The sequence below is a fragment of the Polaribacter sp. Q13 genome, assembly GCF_016858305.2.
Taxonomy (GTDB): domain Bacteria; phylum Bacteroidota; class Bacteroidia; order Flavobacteriales; family Flavobacteriaceae; genus Polaribacter.
The window spans coordinates 3,217,505-3,235,996 of the sequence record NZ_CP074436.1; the positions used below are offsets into that span (position 1 = coordinate 3,217,505).

The 18,492-nt window shown below is 30.7% G+C and carries 13 protein-coding genes; 6 read left to right on the top strand and 7 right to left on the bottom strand.

What is annotated here, in order from left to right; translation table 11 throughout:
* Positions 1 to 175: 175 nt before the first annotated feature.
* The 7 genes from JOP69_RS13510 to mutY all read right to left on the bottom strand — a co-directional run bounded on the left by JOP69_RS13510 (position 176) and on the right by mutY (position 8,661).
* A complete protein-coding gene (locus tag JOP69_RS13510; RefSeq protein ID WP_203393264.1) occupies positions 176 to 1,483 on the bottom strand; it encodes a hypothetical protein in 1,308 nt (435 codons plus the stop codon).
* A 24-nt stretch (positions 1,484 to 1,507) separates the two neighbouring features.
* Positions 1,508 to 3,919, bottom strand: coding sequence for a TonB-dependent receptor (locus JOP69_RS13515; protein WP_203393263.1), 2,412 nt, complete (start codon positions 3,917 to 3,919; stop codon positions 1,508 to 1,510).
* A gap of 298 nt (positions 3,920 to 4,217) precedes the next feature.
* Positions 4,218 to 5,075, bottom strand: coding sequence for a DMT family transporter (locus JOP69_RS13520; protein WP_203393262.1), 858 nt, complete (start codon positions 5,073 to 5,075; stop codon positions 4,218 to 4,220).
* A 46-nt stretch (positions 5,076 to 5,121) separates the two neighbouring features.
* Positions 5,122 to 5,673 carry a gliding motility lipoprotein GldD gene (gene gldD / locus JOP69_RS13525; protein WP_203393261.1) on the bottom strand — a complete coding sequence of 184 codons (552 nt, stop codon included), beginning with the start codon at positions 5,671 to 5,673 and terminating at the stop codon, positions 5,122 to 5,124.
* Positions 5,666 to 6,988 (bottom strand): gliding motility-associated protein GldE, encoded by a 1,323-nt coding sequence (locus JOP69_RS13530; protein WP_203393260.1) that lies wholly within the window; start codon positions 6,986 to 6,988, stop codon positions 5,666 to 5,668. Before JOP69_RS13530 ends, gldD begins: the two co-directional genes overlap by 8 nt.
* A 19-nt stretch (positions 6,989 to 7,007) precedes the next feature.
* Positions 7,008 to 7,451: a single-stranded DNA-binding protein gene (locus JOP69_RS13535; protein WP_203393259.1), complete on the bottom strand. Its 444-nt coding sequence runs from the start codon at positions 7,449 to 7,451 to the stop codon at positions 7,008 to 7,010.
* 166 nt (positions 7,452 to 7,617) lie between these two features.
* The gene (gene mutY / locus JOP69_RS13540; RefSeq protein ID WP_203393258.1) at positions 7,618 to 8,661 is read right to left on the bottom strand and encodes an A/G-specific adenine glycosylase; all 1,044 of its coding nucleotides are present in this window, start codon (positions 8,659 to 8,661) and stop codon (positions 7,618 to 7,620) included.
* A gap of 174 nt (positions 8,662 to 8,835) precedes the next feature.
* Here mutY and JOP69_RS13545 point away from each other — a divergent pair, with 174 nt between their 5' ends.
* The 6 genes from JOP69_RS13545 (at position 8,836) to JOP69_RS13570 (ending at position 18,078) form a co-directional block, all read left to right on the top strand.
* Positions 8,836 to 12,174: a SusC/RagA family TonB-linked outer membrane protein gene (locus JOP69_RS13545; protein WP_203393257.1), complete on the top strand. Its 3,339-nt coding sequence runs from the start codon at positions 8,836 to 8,838 to the stop codon at positions 12,172 to 12,174.
* 20 nt (positions 12,175 to 12,194) lie between these two features.
* Positions 12,195 to 13,670, top strand: a complete 1,476-nt coding sequence (locus JOP69_RS13550; protein WP_203393256.1) for a RagB/SusD family nutrient uptake outer membrane protein — start codon at positions 12,195 to 12,197, stop codon at positions 13,668 to 13,670.
* Positions 13,671 to 13,672: 2 nt separating this feature from the next.
* On the top strand, positions 13,673 to 14,524 hold the full coding sequence (locus tag JOP69_RS13555) for a substrate import-associated zinc metallohydrolase lipoprotein (RefSeq protein WP_203393255.1): 852 nt from the start codon (positions 13,673 to 13,675) through the stop codon (positions 14,522 to 14,524).
* A gap of 11 nt (positions 14,525 to 14,535) precedes the next feature.
* Positions 14,536 to 15,822 carry a DUF4302 domain-containing protein gene (locus JOP69_RS13560; RefSeq protein ID WP_203393254.1) on the top strand — a complete coding sequence of 429 codons (1,287 nt, stop codon included), beginning with the start codon at positions 14,536 to 14,538 and terminating at the stop codon, positions 15,820 to 15,822.
* 150 nt (positions 15,823 to 15,972) lie between these two features.
* Positions 15,973 to 16,263: an HU family DNA-binding protein gene (locus JOP69_RS13565; RefSeq protein WP_036824254.1), complete on the top strand. Its 291-nt coding sequence runs from the start codon at positions 15,973 to 15,975 to the stop codon at positions 16,261 to 16,263.
* A gap of 291 nt (positions 16,264 to 16,554) precedes the next feature.
* Complete coding sequence (locus JOP69_RS13570; RefSeq protein ID WP_203393253.1) at positions 16,555 to 18,078, top strand: ribonuclease E/G; 1,524 nt, start codon at positions 16,555 to 16,557, stop codon at positions 18,076 to 18,078.
* Positions 18,079 to 18,492 lie beyond the last annotated feature (414 nt).

Genomic DNA, 18,492 nt, shown 5'->3' on the forward strand with positions numbered 1-18,492 from the left:
TTTTTGAAAAAACAAAAAAAGGATGACACTTCAATCTGGGCTAGACTTGTTTGTATACTTTTTTACTTAAAGAATTTCAAACATCAATATAAGAAAGGTTTTTAACTGAAAAAAAGGACGGAAAAATTAATTTACGTCCTTTTGCTTTTTATCTAATATTTAAAAAGAAATTTAGTTAAAAAAGACCAATATAAGATGCGTCTGTAGTACCTGTTTTTAACGTAGCTCCTTTTGTAAAACCATTTGCCGTAGCGTCTTCAGGATTAAAAATATATACATTTCCTTCACCACCTAAAGAAGTTAAAGCCATGTATAATTTACCATCAATTACACTTGCCCATTGGTATTGGCGCAACCATAAATCTAAAGGAATATTCATGGTAATTGCGGTTTTGTTATAGATGTCTACACGAACAACATCCCAATTAGAACTTGCATTATCACCTTTATCAGTATTTAATACAGGAACATATCCAATTCCGTTACCAACATAAAACCAACCTGTATTGGCTTCTGCACCATGTCCTAAAAGAGATTTAACGTCAAACTTACCATAAGAAGTATCATAAATGCCATTTGTAATTTTCATCATAGAAACATCACCATTTGTAACCAATTGATAAGTGTCTCCATTTTCATCCTTATGTGCAACAGGAGTTCTATATCCGTTTGTAGAACCTTGTGCTAAAGTAGAAGTAATTGTTGTTTCATTATCTAAAGTTGGGTAATCTACTACTAAAGTCTCTATATTCTCATAAACCATTGTACCTTTTTCTCCTGTTGTTGCATCGTAAAAACTTTTAGCAACACCATAGTATAGTTTTCCATTTGTTACAACGGGTGCATCAATTCTAGAAACATAAATACCGGCTGCAGCTTCTGTTTCACTTATCGGAAATTTAAAAGAATTGTCTTCTAAAATAGACATTGTTTTTAAGTCTACACGCGCTAAAGTAATGGTTGCTTCCGTTTTTAAGTATGTAGAAGTTTCATCATTTGGGTCTTCATAAATGTTTTCTGTACTTACGTTTTGTAACATGGCGTAATTTTCATCAATTTTAGTCCAACGAGGATATGCAGTTCCCATAACAGCTTCAACTTGCGTTGTTGCAGTTAAATTATAGTTTTGACCACTTAAATAATCATACTTTGTAACGGTACCACCACCATAATTTAAATTGTATAAAACATTTCCATCATTAGAAGCGTATACTCTTGCAGTACGTGTAGAAGGTATTTCGTATCCAAAGCCACTAAATGTAAATGTTTTGTTAGGGTTGTTAAGTTCTGTAACAGTTGCTCCTTGTGCATATGTTGCAGAGTTGCCTGTAGAGCTAGAACCTAATACTAAATGATAGGTGCGTTCTGTTGATGGATCTGGAGTTAAGGAGCCTTCATCATCATTACTCGTACAAGAAAAAGTTGATGCTGTTAAAGCCGATAAACAGGCTAGTTTTAATAAAGATTTAAAATTGAAATTCATAATACTTGTTTTTAATAGTTGTGGTTATAAAATTGAAAATGTAAGTTTTGTATAAAACCCTCTTCCAGGTTTTTGTAAAGCGTAATTATCAAAGAGTTGATTATCAAATATATTTTTAACATCAAAACTTAGTGTTACTTTGTTTTTAGGAAAAGTGTATGCAAAACCAGCATTTAAAGATTTTTGAGTTGGTATGGTTGTTTTGTTTGCGCCACCAAGTTTAGTTCCGTGGCGTAGAAAATCGTGCACATACAAAAAGTTGGTAATTAAAGAGAAGTTAGATCCTTTTTGTATGAGGTCTTTTTTAATAAACCTCACATTATAATTCATAGTAAAATAAGGTGTGTTTTTAAGTCTGTCATAAGATTCTAAAATAGCTTTTCCATCTGTATTAAAAGTAGTTGTGTATTCTCTAGCATTAAAAAAAGAGGTATTACCATTAAAGAATAAAGCTTTATTGTAATTGTAGTTTAACTCAAAATCGAAACCTCTTGTTTGTACTTTTCCGATGTTGGTACTTTCAAAAAACTCTTCATCGTTTCCTACGGGAAATTTCATAATTAAATCTTTGGTATCACGTATAAACAGGTTAGAGGTTACACCAACGGTATGTTTTTTATAAGTAATATTGGTAACGGAAACTCCTAAGTTGTAATTATTACTGTGCTCTGGCTTTAGGTTTAATGCGGCATATTCTCCTGCAGCAGCATTACCAAAAACTTCATCTTCATTTGGTAAACGAATGGCTTTTTCTGCAGAACCAAATACTGTCAGTTTAGGAGAAATTGTATAAGAAATTGCTCCTCCATACCCAAAATTGTTAGATTTTATATTGTTTTCTTCAATTTCTATGGTTGCGCCTGATGTGTTTGAAGTTCGGGTGCGTATTTTAGAAGTTCTATCCATAAAATACGACTTTGCAAAAGCAGTTGTACGTAATTTTTTTTCAAAAGATAAATTTTCAAAAGAAAGAGCTGTAATGTTTTTGGTATATTTCCGTTCTTCTTTTAATGCACTTTCTGCAGCCGGAAGTATTGGGTCGTTAGAATCTCTATTAAATGTATTTAGTAAATTGTTTAATTGCAATGTATTGTTTTCTTTAATTTTGTAAGCTAAATTAACTCGCGAGTTAAAGGTTTGGTCAATGTCTTTTTGTAACGTAGGTTTACTAGCTTCTGCACCTTCTGTCCATTCTGTAATTTGGTTTTTATCATTAACAATTGGTGTGCCTAACCAATTAAATTGTGTAGCAATTGTGTCAATTACTTTTCTGTTAAGAGTAGATAAAGAAGCAAAAGCACTAATGTCTAAATTTTTAAAAACATCTTTCTTAGCATATTCTAAACTATACATATTAGTGTGCTGTTCTGTAAATCTGTTACCGTAAACAATTTCCATAGTAGCACCTGTTTGTATTTGCTTATCCATGTTAGACAGTAAAGCGCCAAATAAAAATTTGTCTGCCCAATCTACGTTGGTATACCCAATTTCTGCTTTTCCGCCTTGCGACCTGTATCTGTCATGAAAACGTTTTGCTTTTATTAAAACACTAGGACCTTTATAAACTGGGGTTACCCTTACTTGGTCTCCCCAAACCTTATAATCGTTATCTGCATAATTAACAAAGGCAGAACCTCTTGCCGTAAATCCGTTTTTATTATTTCTGTAACCACCAATTACGTCTGAGCGATAGGTGCCAAACGAACCCGCAGAAACGGAAGCTCGCAATTCATTTTTTGTAACTCCATTTAATACAATGTTTATGGCGCCTCCCATTGCATCATCTGACAAATGAGGAGGAACTACTCCTTTGTAAACTTCAATACGCTTTATTAATGATGGAGGAATGCTGTTTAAAGAAAACGAAGGGCCAAAATTTCTGATAGGAACACCGTCAATAAATATTTTAACAGAATTACCTGTCATTCCGTTTAAATTGTAATGAGTATGAGAACCTAAACCACCAGATTGTCTAACTCTTACACCTGCAGATTGGTCTAAAAGTTCATTAACTTGAATAGATTGTACGGCTACTTTTTTGGTTTCAATTACATTTACGGCAAAACCCTTTTCTTCAATCTTCTTTTTTCTTGTTTTAGATACAATAAGAACTTCGTCTAATTGGTTTACTGTATAATCGAGTACTACATTTACTTCTTTTTGTGGGGAGTTTAGAGTAATATTAATTTTTTTAATTTTTGAATTTAAAGAGGTAAAGTGAATTGTATAATCGCCAAAAGGAACTTTTCTTAAATAAAAATCACCATTTATGTCTGAAGTTGTTTCCTTAAAAAAATCTTGACCACTTATTACAATGTAAGCATCAACTGCAATTTCGTTATTATTAAATTTTACTTTTCCGTAAAAATCTCCTTCTTGACCAAAAGTAGTATATGATATAAATAGTAGTATAAAAGTTTTAAAAAAAGAAGGCATTTGTTTTTATTTTTCGGCAAATATAAGAACTATTTATAATTGGTCTAAATAAACTTAATAAATTTTACAAATTATTTTTCAGGATGATTCTAAGAGAAATAGGGTTCTTTTTTAGTATTAAGATGTGGAATTATTAAAAATAAGTCTATTTTATTAATGATTGTGTAAAATAAGAGTTGTGAGTTTGTCGTTTTTTAGGAGGGTTATCTTCTAAAAAAAACAGTTAATGATGTATTTTAGGAGATGCCTACAATAAGAAAACTAAATTAGTTGGGTAGTAATAGCTAGTTAAGTAATTTTACTTTTTACTTCTAATACTTTCAATAATAACGGTAGATAAAATTAAACCACCACCAATAAAAGTATTAAAACTAGGTATCTCGTTTACAAAAAGATAGGCAATTATAATTCCAAAAATTGGTTGAACACTACTAATAATACTAGCGGTAGCAACAGAGAAATGTTTTAGAGAGTGTACCATCATTGTATGCCCAATAGAAGTGGTTAGTAAGGCTACTAGTATTAAAAGCGGAATTTGACTTTGTAGGTTTGTAAAATCACTAAAAAATAAAGTAGGAATTAAAAGTACTGCAACTACTATCATTTGATGTAGCATTAACATACTGCCATCATATTCTTTTACGTGTTTTTTTATGGTAAGGTTTCTAAGTGCATAACAGAACGCAGAAAAAATTCCGAATAAAATTCCTTTTAAATGATCATTTTCTAAAGAAAAATCAGGTACTAGAATGTACACGCCAATTAAAACGATAACGGCTAAAAATACATGCACAGGATTTAATTTTTGTTTAGAGAAAAAAGGTTCTAAGAAAGCTGTAATTACAGGGAAAGTATAGATAGAGAGCATTCCTAGAGCTACGTTAGAGAGTTTTAGGGCGATAAAATAAGTAACCCAATGGGCTGTCATAAAAAAACCACTAATGATAAAAGAAATAAAATCTGCTCTCGATTTTATTTTTAAATCTATCTTTTTAATTTTACAAAAGATAAAAATAAAAATAGTTGCTAAAATAGCTCTGCAGAAAATGATAGCTTCTGCTGGTAAAGCAATATATTTTCCTAATACACCAGAAGTGCTTACAAAAAGAGTTCCTAAAAGTAAAAATGATAAATTTTTGCCGTGTGAGTTTTCCATTTTTATTTTTGGGGGTGGGGTAAGGAAGTGGTGAGTGGTATTTAAGTTATTGTTTCCATTCTAAAGTTTCTATTAAGCGTAAAATATCTTCTTTAATATAACTTACAGCAGGTAAAATAGAATCGTAGTTTGGTTTTGCGTAAAAATACAAAGAACCTTTTATAAAGTTTTTGGTACTATCTGTTAAATGAAATTGAATTTGAGAGGCGGCATTTCCAGTAATGTCATAAATACTTCCAAAAACTCTTTTTTTTGGGTTTATAAAATCTTTTGGAATAATTTGATCTGCTTTTATAGTGTGTTTAAAAACTAGTTTTTCTGCCTCCGTTAATAGTTCTTTAATGTTATTTTTTACCGGTCTGTAAGTAATATCAATAGAAGCTTTTAAATTTGGGTATTTAATAGTTAACCAATTATTTGCTTCATTAATAACTTGGGTGTTTTCTAAAACATCAAAAGAGTAAGGTCTTTCTAAATCTAATTTTTTGTAAGATTTAGTAGGATACGTTAAACTTAAGTATCCTTTTGGTTTTGGTAAAATATCATCTTTACATGAAAGAAAAAGTATTGTAAATAGTAAGGGTAAAATGTTACGCATTTCTAGTAGCTTTAACTTGTTTAATGCGTTTTTTATCTAACGCTTGTATTGTAAACGTGTAATTCTTGAAATTTATTTTCTCCCCTTTTTTAGGGAACTTACCAGAAATTTCTAAAATAAAACCAGCTAAGGTTTCGCTCTCACCTTTTTCTTCTTCAAATATTTCTTCATCTTCATCATCTAAAACCCTACAAAAATCTTTAATAGAAGTTTTTCCTTCAAAAATATAATTGTTTTCATCAATTTTAGAGTACGATAAATCTTCATCATCAAACTCATCATTTATATCGCCAACAATTTCTTCTATTACATCTTCTAAGGTAACTAATCCGCTTGTTCCTCCATATTCATCAACAACGATTGCTAAGTGATTTTTTTTCTCTCTAAAGTCGGCTAATAAATCATCTAACTTTTTATTTTCTGGCACAAAAAAAGGTTCTCTTACTAATTCTTGCCATTTAAAGGTTTTTTTATTTAAATGAGCAAGTAAATCTTTGGCATACAAAACCCCAACTATATTGTCTATGTTGTCTTTATAAACAGGGTTTCTAGAATAGCCGTTTTTTAGAATTTTGTTTAAAACATCTTCGTAAGATTCGTCGTCAGAAAGTGCAAATATATCTATACGAGGTACCATAATTTGTACCGTTTCTGTGTTTCCAAAAGTAACAATGCCTTCTAGTATTTTTTGTTCATCTTTTGTGGTAGCGCCTTCAGAAGTTAACTCTAATGCTTGTGATAACCTTTCTACAGAAAAATTAGAATTTTTACTACCCAGTTTGTTCTCAATCCATTTTGTAAGGGTTATTAAGGGCAAACTAAAAGGTGTTAGCAAAATATTTATTGCATGTATAAATTTAGACATTGTTTTAGAAAAACGAAGCGCATTTCTAGAAGCGTAAACCTTTGGTAATACTTCACCAAATAAAAGGATTAAGAAGGTTACTAAAACAATTTCTAATAAAAAACGAATAGGAACTGTAAAGAAATAAAGATTTAGTTGATAGTTAAAATTGCCAAACATTGTATCTGCTAAGGATGCAAATAATAAAACAATTAAAATGTTTATAAAATTGTTGGTTATTAATATTGTAGCTAATAATTTTCTGGGTCTTTCTAATAAAGATACAACGATGTTTTGTTCTTTTCCGTGGTTAGAAAGTTCATTTAAATCTGTCTGAGAAAGAGAGAAAAAGGCAACTTCTGCTCCAGAAACTAATGCAGAACTTACTAATAGAATAATTAGAAAAACTGCATTTAAGGTAGTTACAAAATCTATTGAAGCAAAAAATAAAAATTCGGGATCTGGGTCCAATTGTTATAGGTTAGATTAATTAAAATGGTAAATCATCGTCTTCTTCTGGGGCAGCAGCTTTTGGAGCAGGAGCAACAGGTTTTGGGTCTTGTTGTGGTGTAATTGGTGCTACATTATCTGCATTCTTTTTGGTAGACAACATGGTCATTTCATTTACATGAATTTCTGTAGCATAACGTTTAACACCATCTTGTTCCCATTGTCGGTTTCTTAATTTACCCTCAACATATACTTTATCTCCTTTAGATAAGTATTTTTCACACACTTTTGCCAATCCATTTCTTACCACAAGGTTGTGCCAATCGGTAGAGGTAACTTTTTCTCCGTTTTGTTTGTTTGTATAACTTTCACTAGTTGCTATTGGAAATCTACCAATACAGTTTTGATCATCAAAATAATGCATTTTAACGTCATCACCTAAATTACCAATTAAAATTACTTTATTTATAGTTCCTGCAGCCATCCCTTTTTTGTTGTTAGATCTTGCGTAGTCTAGATCTATTGGTTTTAAATTCTCGAAAAACTACGTTCTTACTTTCAGTCAACTTATATTTTTGATTTCAGTATTGTTCGAGGAGGTAAATATATTATGCTCAATAATAATACCTCAAAAGTACTAAAAATATCAATTACTTTTTAGCTCGAAAAGTTTCTAAAAAATTTGCAATCAAAATAGGAACAGGATATTTTTCAATTTCACTCCATTTTATAGTTGTTTCGGTAGAATTTGCGGTTTCTACAATCCAAAATTGGGTATATAAATGTTGATGCGATAATTTATGTACAATCTCTTTTGGATTAAAAAGTGATATGGTGGTTTCTAAAGGGAATAGATTGATAAATTCTTTGGATGCAATTAATTGATTTTTATTAATAATTGTATCACTTTCTATTAATGGAAACTGATACAAACCTTGCCAAATCCCTTTTCCTTTTCTTTCGGATAAAATAGTTTTATCATCATTGGTTTTTATCACAAGAAAATTAAAATAACGTTTTCTAACTTTTATTTTCTTCTCTTTTACAGGCAATTCTTTGGTTAATTTTTTTTCTAATGCCACACAACTATCAGAAAAAGGACAAGTATCACATAGCGGATTTTGAGGTTTGCAGTGTAATGCGCCAAAATCCATAATGGCTTGGTTATAGGTTCCGGGTTGAGTTTCGTCAATTAATGATTGGGCTAGTGTTTTAAACTCTTTAATTCCTGCAGATGAGTTAATAGGTGTATTTATACCATAATAACGAGAAAGTACTCTGTAAACGTTTCCATCTACAACTGCGGTGGGTTCGTTAAAGCAGATAGACGCAATTGCAGAGGCTGTATAATCTCCAATTCCTTTTAGTTTTATAATTTCTTTATATGTTGATGGGAATTCGCCATTTAATTCATTTGCGATTTGTTTTGCAGAAAAGTGAAGGTTTCTGGCTCTGGAATAATATCCTAACCCTTGCCACATTTTTAAAACGGTACTTTCATCCGCTTTAGCGAGGTTAAAAACAGTTGGAAAATCTGTGGTAAATTTTAAATAATAAGACAAACCTTGGGCAACTCTTGTTTGTTGTAACATGATTTCTGACAGCCAAATAAAATATGGATTTTTGGTTTTTCGCCAGGGTAAATCTCTGTTATTTTGTAAGTACCAGTATATTAGTGTTTTATGAAATTTCAATTTTTATTAAATTTTATGTTAAAATATGGTTTTATCTTAAAACACATGTGGTATTTTAGTTAATTTGGCAATTTTTGGTAATTATCACTAATTATTTTGTTAAAATTAACATTTGTCTTGTTTTATTGTCAGTAAATTATGATGTTTACGGAAATTAATTCAAACAAGATATAAATGAAATTAAAAACAAACTTTATTTTAACGCTATTTTTGGCGTTTGTAGTGCAAGTTACTTTTGCGCAAGATAAAAAAATCTCTGGAACTGTTTCAGATAAAACAGGTGTTCTGCCAGGGGTATCGGTTGTGTTAAAAAGTACAAACAGAGGAGTGGAAACAGATTTTGATGGTAAATATTCTATCATGGCAAAAGCTGGAGATATTTTAATGTTTAGGTATTTAGGTATGAAAACCTTAGAAAAAATAGTTGGTAAGAATACTGTAATAAATGCTTCTCTTTCTGAAAGTTCAGAAAACTTAAATGGGATAGTAATTACAACAGGGTATGATAAAATAAATAAAAAATCTTTTACTGGTGCTGCAACTACCATAAAAATGGAAGATGTAAAGATTGATGGAGTTATTGATGTTGCAAGAATGTTAGAAGGTAGAACTCCGGGGGTAACAATTCAGAATATTTCAGGAACTTTTGGAGCTGCTCCGAAGATTACTATTAGAGGGTCGTCTTCAATATTTGGAAACAATGCGCCATTGTATGTTATTGACGGTGTTGTGCAGGAAGATATTGTAGAGGCAAATTTAGATCAGTTAGCATCAGGAAATGCAGAGACTTTAATAAGTTCATCTATTGCAGGTGTAAATGCAAATGATATTAGGAAAATAGATATTTTAAAAGATGCTTCTGCTACAGCATTATACGGTGCACGTGCTAGAAATGGAGTTGTAGTAATTACCACTAAAGCTGGTAGAAAATCTTCTCCTTTAAAAGTAACTTATTCTTTAGAGCAAACAGTAAGAGATATACCTTCTTATTCTCAATATGATATTTTAGATTCTAAAGAGAATTTAAGTATTTTAAAAGAATTAGAGTCTAAAGGTTTTTTAGAATTACCAAGTGTAGCACAAGCAAGATATGGAGGGGTTTATGCTATTATGGCAAATAGAACAAATACGTATAATCCTGAAACTGGAAGGTTTTTACTTGAAAACACACCAGAAGCTAGAAATAGTTTTTTACAACAATATGAGTTAGGGAACACAGATTGGTTTAAAAAACTGTTTAGACAGTCTTTAACTCAGAATCATTCTTTAAGTTTTTCTGGTGGTGGAGAAAAGAGTGCAATGTATGCTTCTGTTAGTTTTTTTAATGATCCAGGGTGGTCTGTTGCAGAAAACGTAAATAGATTAACATTTAATTTAAAAAACACTTTTTACTTTTCAGATAAATTTAATTTAACACTGTCTTCTAATGCTTCTATAAGAGAGCAAAGAGCGCCAGGAACATTTGAGCGTCAGACAGATAATGTTTCTGGAGATGTTTCTAGAGATTTTGATATCAATCCATTTAGTTACGCGTTAAATACTTCTAGAACTTTAAGACCAAGAGATGCTAATGGTAATTTGGAATATTACCGTAATAACTGGGCGGATTTTAATATTTTAGAAGAAATAGATAATAATTATATAGATTTAAATTTAAGAGATATCCGTTTTCAAATAGATGCTTCATATAAATTATCAGAACATATAACTTATGATTTTAATTCTGCTGCTAGATATGTAAATAGTGTTAGAGAGCATAATGTAAAAGAAAATTCTAATGTTATAAAAGCATATAATGCGAATGAAACAACTATAGAAAGAGATGCAAATATCTTTTTATTTACAGATCCAGAAAATCCTAATGCAACTCCAGTTCCTGTTTTGCCAGAAGGAGGTATTTATAATAAAAACGACAACTACTTAACAACTTATTATTTAAGAAACAGTTTTAACTATAATAATATTTTTAAAGATAAACATGAGTTAAATGTTCTATTGGGGCAAGAGTTAAGATATGTAGATAGAAGTAGCAATAATTTTTCTGGCTATGGTTTACAGTACGAAAATGGATATGTACCATTTACAGATCCTAGAGTTTTAGAAAAAGTAATTACTGAAGGTGGTAATTATTTTGGAATTAACAATGAAAGAGAAAGAACTGTTGCCTTTTTTGGAAAAGCAACTTATGGTTTTGATGATAAATATATATTTTCTTTAACAGGGAGATATGATGGTTCTAATAGACAAGGTCAAACATCAAGTTCTAGATGGTTGCCTACAGGTTCTGTAAGTGCTAAATGGAATGCTACCAATGAAGATTTTCTTAAAGACTCTAATACTATTAGTAATTTAGCCTTAAGAGGTTCTTATGGTTTGGTTGCAACGCCAGGTTCTGCTACCAATGCTGCAGCAATATTTGAAAGTTTAATAACCAATAGATTAATTCCTGGAGATAGAGAAACTTATTTAGATATTGATGATTTACAAAACTCTGAATTGACTTGGGAAAAACAATATGAATTAAATCTTGGATTTGATTTAGGGTTGTTTAATAATAAAGTATATTTAACTGGTGATGTTTATTTTAGAGATATTTTTGATAACGTAGATTTTGTTAGAACTTCTGGTATTGGAGGACAATTTATAAAACAAGGTAATAACGCAGATGTTACTACAAATGGTTTTGAACTTGGCTTATCAACTACCAACATAGATACAGGAGATTTTAAATGGACTTCATCTTTAAATGTTTCTTATTATGATCAAAAAATAACAAAACTAGAAAATACGCCTATTGCGTTAGGTTTAGTAGATCAAACAGGTGGTAATATAGAAGGATACCCAATTAATTCATTGTTTTCTTTTAATTTTGATGGTTTAGATAGTAGAGGTTTTCCAACATTTGCACTTCCAGAAGGATCTGATGCTACAACAGGTGTAGATTTTCAAGACTCTGTAGATATTACAGATTATTTAGTTTTTGAAGGGTCTGTAGATCCTAATATTTCTGGAGGTTTTTCTAATAGTTTTAAGTATAAAAATTGGAGTTTAGATGTTTTAATAACTGGGTCTGGTGGTAATAAAGTACGTTTAAACCCTTTATACTCTAGCCAATATTCAGATTTAGATGTTTTCTCTAAAGATTTTGTAAATAGATGGACGGTTCCTGGAGATGAGAATTTTACAAATATTCCTGTTATTGCTAGTGCGCAACAAGAAGCAACTATTAATAATTTAAATTTAGCTTACAATGCTTATAATTATTCAACTGCTCGTGTTGCAGACGGAGATTTCTTAAGAATGAAAAACATTGCTTTAGGATATTCGTTTAATAAGCAATTAACCGATAAGCTAGGTCTTTCTTCTTTTAGCGTAAGATTTCAAGGTACTAACTTGTTCCTAATTTATTCAGATTCTGCGTTAAACGGACAAGATCCAGAGTTTTATAATACAGGAGGTGTTGCTCTTCCTATAAGAAGACAATTCACAATGTCGTTAAATCTTAGTATATAATTAATCTTTAAAAAAAAAACATGTTAAAAAATAAATTTAATTTTTTACTTTATATCTTCATTTTCTCTTTTTTAGGGTGTGAAGGTTATTTAACCGAGTTACCGGATAATAGGACTAATATTGATTCTGCAGATAAAATATCAGCATTAATTACAGGAGCTTATACGGAAGGGAATTATATGTTAATAGCAGAGTTAATGTCAGACAATGCTGCTGAAAAATATATAAATGGAGGAGATCAATTAGATCTTGAAATGTATCAATGGCAAGATTCTAATTTAGAAACAGACAGAGATGCTCCAGTATTCTTTTGGAATAATACATATGAAGCAATTGCTCAAGCAAACCAAGCTTTAGCGTCTATAGAAGAACTTTCTGGTTCTATAAATTTAGATGCACAAAAAGGAGAAGCACTTTTAGCAAGAGCGTATGCACATTTTATGTTAGTAACATTTTGGGGAAAAACCTATAATCCGGCTACAGCAAGTTCAGATTTAGGAGTGCCTTATGTGCTAAGTCCAGAAACAGCATTAATACAAGAATATACAAGAAATACAGTACAAGAAGTATACGACCTAATTGAAAAAGATTTATTAGAAGGTATTGCGTTAGTGAAAAATGAATATAAAGAACCTAAGTTTCATTTTACCAAAGATGCAGCCAATGCATTTGCAACTAGGTTTTATTTATATAAGGGAGATTGGGATAATGTAATATTATATGCTTCTAAAGTTATTTCTAATCCACAAACAGAGATTAGAGACGATGTTTCGTATGGTAGTTTATCTTATTCAGAAACAGCTAGAGTATATACTAGTGCTTTAGATAGAACAAATTTACTATTAAGTTCAACTTCATCTTTATGGGCACGTAAGTTTGCGAGTTCTAGATTTGGTTTAAGTTCTAATCTTGCAAGTGCATTATTTTTTGGAGGTAGTGGAAACCCTTTTGGAAAAGCATGGGCTTATAGAGTATTTGGAAATGATGAGGTATATAACTTGCCAAAATTTGATGAATATTTTAAAATAACCAATCAAAGTGCAGGTACAGGTCTACCTTATTTGGGTATTGTTTTATTTGATAAAGATGAGGTGTTGTTAAACAGAGCAGAAGCTTATGCTATGAAAGAAAATTATTCAGCATCTTTAAATGATTTAACGGCTTTTTTATCTTTAAAAACAGCTGGGTTTAATGCGGCAACAGATATACTAGAAGAGTCTGATGTGGTTTCTAGATACCCAGTAATAGCAGATGAATTTACACCGTTCTATGCTTTAAATGATACGCAAACATCATTTATAAAAGGTATTGCAGATTTTAAAAGAAGAGAATATTATCATGAAGGTTTAAGATGGTTTGATGTAAAAAGATTTCAATTAGAAGTTACACATTCATTTAATAACTCTCCTATAGTATTAACAAAAGAAGATAAGCGAAAAGAATTACAAATACCATTAACAGCACAAAATTTTGGTGTAACACCTAATCCTAGATAATTATGAGATATATATATATTTTAATAGCATTCGTCTTTCTAACACTGGCTACCTCTTGTTCAAAAACAGAAGATGTTTTAACAGGTAGTAATTTAGATACAGAAACACCCTCTTTAAACACTACAGATGTTTGGTTAAGGGATAATTACACCTCTCCTTACAATATTGAGGTTTTTTATAACTGGAATGAAAATAGAGTAGATTTTAATAGGTATTTATTTCCTCCAACAGTAGAAAAAGTAATGCCTGCAATGGAGGCTGTAAAAACTATTTGGTTGGAAACTTATAGAGAAGTAGCTGGTGATGATTTTATAAAATTAATAGCACCAAGAGAAATTTTATTAATAGGTGGTATCAATTTAAATCCTTCCGGAACTATTACATTAGGTCTTGCAGAAGGGGGTAAAAGAATTACCTTTTTTAATACAGACTTAGTAGATCTAAAAGATAGAGATCAATTAATTAGATTTGTATCAACAATACAACATGAGTATACACACATTATCAATCAAACAGTACCTTTCGATAAAGAAACTTTTGAGCAAATAACCCCTTCAGGATATACGGCTCAATGGTTTAATAGTTCTATTTCAGAAGCAAGAGAATTAGGGTTTATATCGGATTATGCGAGGTCTAATGAAACAGAAGATTTTGCAGAAATGGTTACTGCAATGCTTTCTAATGATAATGCAAGTTATAATGCAATTATTGATGCAATTACAAGTGAACAAGCAAAGATTGATATTAGAGCAAAAGAAGCGCTTGTAGTTACTTATTTTAAATCAGAATTTGATTTAGATATTTATGAGCTTCAAAGAGTTGCAGCGGAAAATGTATTAAAAGTATTAAATTAAAAATGAAACAAATGAAACAAATTATAAATAAAATAAGTCTTATTGCTGTTGCATTTTTTATTCTAAATGCATGTACAACAAATAATGATCCTGATGAAGTTTTTAATGAAGTGCCATCAGTAAGGTTAGCTAAGCAAAAAGAGGATTTAAAAGAGTTACTTCAGTCTTCTGAAGAGGGGTGGAAAGTAACCTATTTTACAGATGATTCTCAATTAGGAGGATATACGTATTTAATGGATTTTACGGGAGACAATACCGTTGAAATGGACTCTGACTTTGGTGCTACTAAAGGAACAAGAACAGCTAGTGAATGGGATGTTACTTTGGGGTCTACTGTAAAACTTACTTTTACAACTAGAAATAAAATACACGAATTATCAGATTCTAATAATGCTCCTGATGCTAATTTAACTGGTCAAGGATATTTAGGAAGCTTTGAATTCTTATATTATGGTACAGATGGAGATGATATTATCTTTAGAGCAAATAGAGGTTTTAATGAGGTTGTATTTAAAAAAGCTACTTCTACTGATTGGAGTGATTTAAGTAAAAATGACGCTATCGTAGGTGCTATTACGGGGCAGTTAGCTTACGAGGTTGATGGAGATGTTAGTTTTTTTAGTTTTAATAATGCTAGAAGGTTTATGTCTAATTTAGATACTCAAGTAAACGATACTGATTTTGGAATTGGTTATACACCAACAGGAATTATAGTAAGTCCTGCAATAAAAGCGGATAACGGTAATGAGTATTCTAATTTTACGTTAAATGATGCTAAAAATAAGTTTGTGTCTGAAGATGGTGAATTTTCTATAGAAATATTAGTTTCTCCTTTTAATATTAGTGATGTTTGGACAATCAATGTAACAACAGCTGATGAAGTTTCGGATACATTTTTAAATACTTTTAATCAAATCTATACAGCAAATACCAATAGACATGGAGAAACACTAGTAGCAAATAGAATCTTTTTTGGAGGTACTCCTTTTGACCCTGCAGGTGTTTTGGGTGCTTCAGGAATAATTTTTAGATCAGAACATATACCATCAGGAAATGCTTATTGGGCTCAATACAATTTATCATTTGCAGGTGTTTTTGGTAATCCTAATCAGTTAAATATAACAAAAGTTGAAGGAGCTTATAATTGGCGTTTTTATACGCAATTTCAACCGTTGGTAGATTTAATTGCAGATAATGCACCTTATCAAATAGAACCAACACCCACTATTGACCCAACAGTAGTGAAATTAACAAGTGCATCTAACCCAGATGTCTGGTTTTTAATTAGAATTTTTTAAATAAAACAAAAGGCCTTGAATTAATAATTTCAAGGCCTTTTATTTTTAAATAAATTTTAACTCTTTAATTACTTGGAATTGATTAATTATCATATATTTGCATCCGCATTTTTGAAAGTAAATTAATAAAAATATAGTAAAAATAGAGACATGACGAAAGCAGATATCGTATCGAAAATATCAGATAAATCAGGAATCGAAAAGACAGATGTATTAGCAACTGTAGAGGCATTCATGACTGAAGTGAAAGATGCATTAGAAAATGGTGATAACGTTTATTTGAGAGGTTTTGGTAGTTTTATAATCAAAACAAGAGCAGAAAAAACTGGTAGAAATATTTCTAAGAATACTACAATTAAGATTCCAGCGCACAATATTCCAGCCTTTAAACCGGCAAAAACTTTTACAGAAGGAGTAAAAAGTAAAGTAGTAGTTAAGTAAAAACACACAATATTAATCTAAATCTTAACGGATTTAAAAACAAATCGAAATTATGCCAAGCGGTAAAAAAAGAAAGAGAGCAAAGATCTCTACACACAAAAGAAAGAAAAGAGCTAGAGCAAATAGACACAAGAAAAAGTAAGCATCCGCTTACTTTTTCGTTTATTGTATAGCGAAAAAACAAAAAGTTCATTGACATAAGAGATTAAACAATCTCACACGGTATTACAAAATACCTGACAATATTAATCCCATCTGCACAATTATGTGTGGAGTTAAAACCATTTCAGCATGAAAACAGAATTAATAATTCGTTCAAATTCATCTGATATTGATTTTGCCTTATTAAGAGATGGAAAACTTATTGAATTAAATAATGAAACTAGTGATAACAAATTCTCGGTTGGCGATATTTTTTTAGCCAAAATAGGAAAAGTTTTAACTGGTTTAAATGCAGCCTTTGTAAATGTAGGATACCCAAAAGATGGGTTTTTACATTATCATGATTTAGGTGCGCAAGTAAACTCATTAAATTCGTTCATTAAGAAAGTAAGCACAGGTAAGTATAAAGAATTCACTTTAAAGAACTTCCAAAAGGAAGAAGACATTAACAAAGACGGTAGTATTAACCAAGTACTAAAAACAGGGCAAAACCTATTAGTACAAATAGTAAAAGAACCAATTTCTACAAAAGGCCCAAGATTAAGTTCAGAGTTGTCTATAGCAGGTAGATTTTTGGTTTTAGTTCCTTTTTCTAACCGAGTTTCTGTTTCTCAAAAAATAGCAGACCCAAAAGAAAAAGAACGTTTAAAAAGATTAGCAAAAAGCATTAAACCAAAAGGGTTTGGTGTTATTTTAAGAACTGTTGCCGAAGGCAAAAAAGTAGCAGAACTAGATAAAGATTTGCAAAACTCATTAGAACGTTGGGTAAGAATGTGTAAAAGTATACCAAATACAAACACACCAACAAAGATTTTAAGCGAGTTAAACAGAGCATCCTCTATTTTAAGAGATGTAATGAATGATTCCTTTACTAGTATTGTAACAAATGATGAAACTTTGAAAGAAGAAATAAAAGAGTATTTACAAGAAATATATCCTGAAAAGGAAAAAATTGTAAAATTACACAAATCTGATACTCCTATTTTTGAAAAATACGGAATAGAAAGACAAATAAAAACATCTTTTGGAAAAACAGTTTCTATGAGTAAAGGTGCCTATTTAGTTATAGAGCACACAGAAGCATTACACGTTATTGATGTTAATAGCGGAAACCGTTCTAATAAAGCTGGTTCTCAAGAAGATACTGCATTAGAAGTAAATCTAATTTCAGCTACAGAAATAGCTCGCCAATTACAATTACGTGATATGGGAGGAATTATAGTTGTAGATTTTATAGATATGCACAAAGCAGAAAACAGAAATAAACTGTTTCAGCACTTGAAAGATCAAATGGCTTTAGATAGAACAAAGCACAAAATATTACCTCCAAGTAAATTTGGATTGGTACAAATTACAAGACAAAGGGTAAGACCAGAGTTAAGTATAAAAACTACCGAAGCCAACCCAAATAAAAATGGAGAAGTAGAAGCACCTATTGTTTTGTTAGACAAAATAGAAGCAGATTTAGAGAAATTTATGTCAAACTCTAAAGAAGGAAAAGTACAATTAAATGTACACCCCTTTATTGCAGCTTATCTAACAAAAGGCGTAAATTCTATACGTTTTAAATGGTATTTAAAACACAAAAAGTGGATTACAATTATACCTCGTGACGCTTACACATACTTAAATTATAAATTTAAATCTATATAGAGATAAATTAATAATTTAAAGGCAATAATTTTTTATCAAAAAACCCCGAAACGTCTATGTTTCGGGGTTTTGTGTTTTATAAAGTTTTCTTAATTCTTTTGGGCGTTACCACAAGGGTCAGGCTTTCGCACTCGCTTTTTTTATTCAGAAAAAGAATAAAAAAGAGCTCAAACAATTGCTCTATCCTTAACGCGTATAGAGAACTAGAAAAGGAAGTTATTTTAGAGTAACATAGACACCTCAAAGGTTTTTAAAACCTTTGAGGTCTTTAAAATTAACCACCCAACTTGTCATTTCGAAAGTATTGAGAAATCCCATAACAGTGATAACACAAAATTGAGCCACAAAACTTGTCATTTCGAAGTACTGAGAAATCTCATAACAGTGATACCGCACCACCACCCAAACTTTATG

Coding starts and splice junctions, on each gene's coding strand:
- JOP69_RS13510 (WP_203393264.1), bottom strand. CDS start 1,483: ATGAATTTCAATTTTAAATCTTTATTAAAACTAGCCTGTTTATCGGCT.
- JOP69_RS13515 (WP_203393263.1), bottom strand. CDS start 3,919: ATGCCTTCTTTTTTTAAAACTTTTATACTACTATTTATATCATATACT.
- JOP69_RS13520 (WP_203393262.1), bottom strand. CDS start 5,075: ATGGAAAACTCACACGGCAAAAATTTATCATTTTTACTTTTAGGAACT.
- gldD (WP_203393261.1), bottom strand. CDS start 5,673: ATGCGTAACATTTTACCCTTACTATTTACAATACTTTTTCTTTCATGT.
- JOP69_RS13535 (WP_203393259.1), bottom strand. CDS start 7,451: ATGGCTGCAGGAACTATAAATAAAGTAATTTTAATTGGTAATTTAGGT.
- JOP69_RS13545 (WP_203393257.1), top strand. CDS start 8,836: ATGAAATTAAAAACAAACTTTATTTTAACGCTATTTTTGGCGTTTGTA.
- JOP69_RS13550 (WP_203393256.1), top strand. CDS start 12,195: ATGTTAAAAAATAAATTTAATTTTTTACTTTATATCTTCATTTTCTCT.
- JOP69_RS13555 (WP_203393255.1), top strand. CDS start 13,673: ATGAGATATATATATATTTTAATAGCATTCGTCTTTCTAACACTGGCT.
- JOP69_RS13560 (WP_203393254.1), top strand. CDS start 14,536: ATGAAACAAATTATAAATAAAATAAGTCTTATTGCTGTTGCATTTTTT.
- JOP69_RS13565 (WP_036824254.1), top strand. CDS start 15,973: ATGACGAAAGCAGATATCGTATCGAAAATATCAGATAAATCAGGAATC.
- JOP69_RS13570 (WP_203393253.1), top strand. CDS start 16,555: ATGAAAACAGAATTAATAATTCGTTCAAATTCATCTGATATTGATTTT.